At 41.2% G+C, this 3,451-nt stretch carries 3 protein-coding genes; all 3 read left to right on the forward strand.

Annotation, left to right across the window (positions count from 1 at the left end):
• The first annotated feature begins 135 nt into the window (after nucleotides 1-135).
• The 3 genes from AC1931_RS15315 (at nucleotide 136) to AC1931_RS15325 (ending at nucleotide 3,211) form a co-directional block, all read left to right on the forward strand.
• Nucleotides 136-693: a hypothetical protein gene (locus AC1931_RS15315; protein WP_483878144.1), complete on the forward strand. Its 558-nt coding sequence runs from the start codon at nucleotides 136-138 to the stop codon at nucleotides 691-693.
• 96 nt (nucleotides 694-789) lie between these two features.
• Nucleotides 790-1,854, forward strand: coding sequence for a hypothetical protein (locus tag AC1931_RS15320; RefSeq protein WP_483878145.1), 1,065 nt, complete (start codon nucleotides 790-792; stop codon nucleotides 1,852-1,854).
• A 133-nt stretch (nucleotides 1,855-1,987) separates the two neighbouring features.
• Nucleotides 1,988-3,211: an nSTAND1 domain-containing NTPase gene (locus tag AC1931_RS15325; protein WP_483878146.1), complete on the forward strand. Its 1,224-nt coding sequence runs from the start codon at nucleotides 1,988-1,990 to the stop codon at nucleotides 3,209-3,211.
• The last annotated feature ends 240 nt before the right edge of the window (nucleotides 3,212-3,451 follow it).

Here is a 3,451-nt window from a genome sequence, read left to right on the forward strand (position 1 = left end):
ATCCCGACCTGCGGTCGGAATGAACGGGGTGGCCTTTGAGCCGTTCGGCTAGTCCGTCCGCAGGCGGACGAACCAGCCTTTGGAGACCGATGCCCTTCGGGCACGGCTCAAAGGCCACCCCGTTAGGCTCAAGAAATGATTGAAAACATCATGAATTACTTACTTCCCATCTTAGAGTGGTACGACTCACTCCATACGTTTTTTCAAAATCTTGTAGCGGCGGGAATAATTGGTGTGATTTCCCTTCTGCTAAGATTTACTGCATCAAAAGCAAGAAAATCAGGATCAGAATTTTTCGCAGACTACCAAAGAATGGACCTGTTTAAGCACATGGCCCATAAAAAACTGGTCAATTCAGAAAACATCATCCTCGTAGCAAACGGTTACTTCCTAATTACATTACAGGCTTTTCGTTGGGTTTTTCGAGGCGTGCTCTTTCTAGTTTTTATTTTATGTGTCAAGGCACTTGTCGAAAACGACTGGTGGCTATTAATCGGACTCTGGGTTCTTTTAAATTGCCTATTCGAGGCTTCTACATGGCTAAAAGACAAGAGCAGCGAAAAAGAAATTTCCTACATTAAGCCAGAAATCAGAGATGCGTTTTATAAAGAGTTTTTCCCCCAGGAAAACGTCGCTGAAAATGAGCCTAACAAAATAATCAACCGGACGGAAAATACGTCTGTGCAAAATTGAAAAACAAAATCTAAAATTGCGGTGGTTGGCCAAAACTTCGCGTCGCCGCCGGTTATCATGAACCGTTAGGTTTCAATGAATTAAATGGGAGCCACAATGAAACCAAAAGCATTTGTGTTAATGCCATTCGCCCCAGAATTCCAAGACATATATGAACTGTTCATACAGAAAAGTCTCGCTTCAGCGGGGTTTGATGTTTTCAGAGCTGACGACTTGATCAGTCAAAACAACATTCTTCAAGGCATAATTTCTTCAATAAACGATTCTGCACTCATTGTTGCAGACCTCACAGGGGCAAATCCCAATGTTTACTACGAACTTGGAATTGCGCACGCTCTCAATAAACCAGCAATATTGCTCACCCAAGAAATAGACGAAATACCTTTTGATCTGCGCTCCTACCGCGTCATATCGTACCAAACACATTTTGCAAAAATGAGTCAGGCAGAATCAGAATTAGCTGAATTGGGTAAAGAGGCTTTGGCTGGCAAAGCACTTTTCGGCAACCCTGTAAGCGACTTCACAGGCGCAAATGCACCAAACCTTCAAATATCTACAACAGGCCAAACAGATGGCACCGAAGCCAAAGGCGAATTAGGCCTACTTGACTATATGGTAGGCCTTGAAGAGGGTTTTGAAGCTATTGGCACGATAGTTACAGAAGTTGGAGAAGAATTAACATTAACAACCCCAAAGCTCAATGAAACAACAGACAAACTCAACCAAGAGCACCTACCAAACAAGCAAAAAAGAGATGCTGTAAGAGAACTAGCAAAACACATAGAAGATTATGGAACTTACATAAAACCAAGAAATATTGACTACAGAAACAAACTAAAAAGCATCGAAGAGAGCTTAGAGTTCCTTGTCAATTTAGATCAAACAGAAGAAAACCAAGAAAATGCCCAAAGCCTAATTGAAACTTTAGAAGAAGTTGAATCCGCTGCGTACGAGGGCAGGAATGGTTTTGTAAGTCTAGTCGAAACAATGGAAGCAGTACCAAATATTGAAAGGTCATTTGACAGGTCAAAAAGGTTTATGGCCAGGGAATTGAAATCCTTCGTGTCTAATATTGACCAAACAATTGCTGTCATTTCAAGAACAAAAATTGCTAAAAACAGCTTATTGTCTAAAGCTGAAAAAAAGAAACCTAACAAATAAATCAACGCGGACGGAAAATACGTCTGTGCTAATTTGAAAAGCAAAATCTAAAATTGCGGTGGTGGCCAGAACTTCGCGTCGCCGCCGGTTATCATGAACCGTTAGATTCAATAATTTGAAATTGGAGGAGGATATGAGTAATGGAATTTTTGGGCTAAAACGTGAGATAGCAGTGCTTGACTCAAAGGCTAGGAAGGTTTTCACACCGCATCAACCAGTCGATTTATTGGACCATTTGTTTGGTAGAGAAAAAGAAGTCACAAAACTAATAGGTCACATACATACTCCTGGTCAGCATGCATTACTCTATGGTGACCGTGGCGTAGGAAAAAGTTCTTTGGCAACAGCCACCTCAAAATACATCCTCAAAAATTTAATTCGCGGCAAGTTATACGAAAAACGTTGTTGCTCATCTGACGTTTACGCAACCGTTTTTGAAAAACCACTGAAAGATGCTGGCATCGATGTCGATTTAATCGAATACTCAAAATCACATGCAGAGGGTGGAGATGCTAAGGTAGGCGTTCCTGGCTTCGGTGGTGGGATTAAGTCACAAAGAGGAAAAAACCAAAAGTATATTCCTAAATATCGACTTGATTCACCTTCTTGGGTTGCAGAAAAAATATCTAACCTAAATGGCCTACTCGTAATTGACGAAGCCGACGCAATTCAAGACAGTGAAGATAAAAAAAAAATAGCAGAAACAATCAAATTGCTTAGCGATATGGGATCTAACTTTAAAATTTTAATAGTTGGTATTGCTAAGACTGGCGAAGAACTCACTGCAGGGCATCCATCCGTTGAACGCTGTTTAAAAGAAACTAAACTTCCTCGCATGTCTTCAGAGGCACTTCAAAAAATAATTACCAGTGGTGCTAAAAAACTCAAATTGATTTTTGAAGACGATGTCATTGAAACCATCGTGGATATAAGCGCCGGGTACCCGCACTTCACCCATCTTATTTGTTTAAAATGCGCAGAAAATGCAGCTTCAAATAATAATAAACATATAAACACGAGTAATTTACAGGAAGCTTTAATGCTTGCGGTAGAAGAATCAGAAGGTGTGCTTAGAAGAATGTACGACAATTCAATACCACAAACACAAAAAGAAGCAGAATATAAAGCTATTTTACTTGCTGCTGCAAACTGTAAAATACCAGAATTCAACGCCAGTGAACTTAGAAGAAAACTTTCAGAAATTCTTAGAGTTGAAGTTAATCAAAGAAGTATTGCTAATCATATTACAAAGCTTGTTTCTGAAGACAATACTAAAATCTTAAGAAGAGTAGCAAAGGGTGTATATCAATTTACAGACCCTAGAATGCCCAGTTTTATCAAGATGTTGCCACGGTAACGGAATCAAACAACTTAATGAACCGGACGGAAAATACGTCTGCGCTAAATTGATAAGCAAAACCAAATAGCGGTGGGGCACGCAAGTTCGCTTCGCCGCCGGTTATCATGAACCGTTCATCCCGACCTGCGGTCGGAATGAACGGGGTGGCCTTTGAGCCGTTCGGCTAGTCCGTCCGCAGGCGGACGAACCAGCCTTTGGAGACCGATGCCCTTCGGGCACGGCTCAAAGGCCACCCCG

This window comes from Pelovirga sp. C15f, from assembly GCF_057178085.1.

Excerpts from the sequence above, each read along its gene's own strand:
- AC1931_RS15315 (WP_483878144.1), top strand. The coding sequence starts at position 136 with ATGATTGAAAACATCATGAATTACTTACTTCCCATCTTAGAGTGGTAC.
- AC1931_RS15320 (WP_483878145.1), top strand. The coding sequence starts at position 790 with ATGAAACCAAAAGCATTTGTGTTAATGCCATTCGCCCCAGAATTCCAA.
- AC1931_RS15325 (WP_483878146.1), top strand. The coding sequence starts at position 1,988 with ATGAGTAATGGAATTTTTGGGCTAAAACGTGAGATAGCAGTGCTTGAC.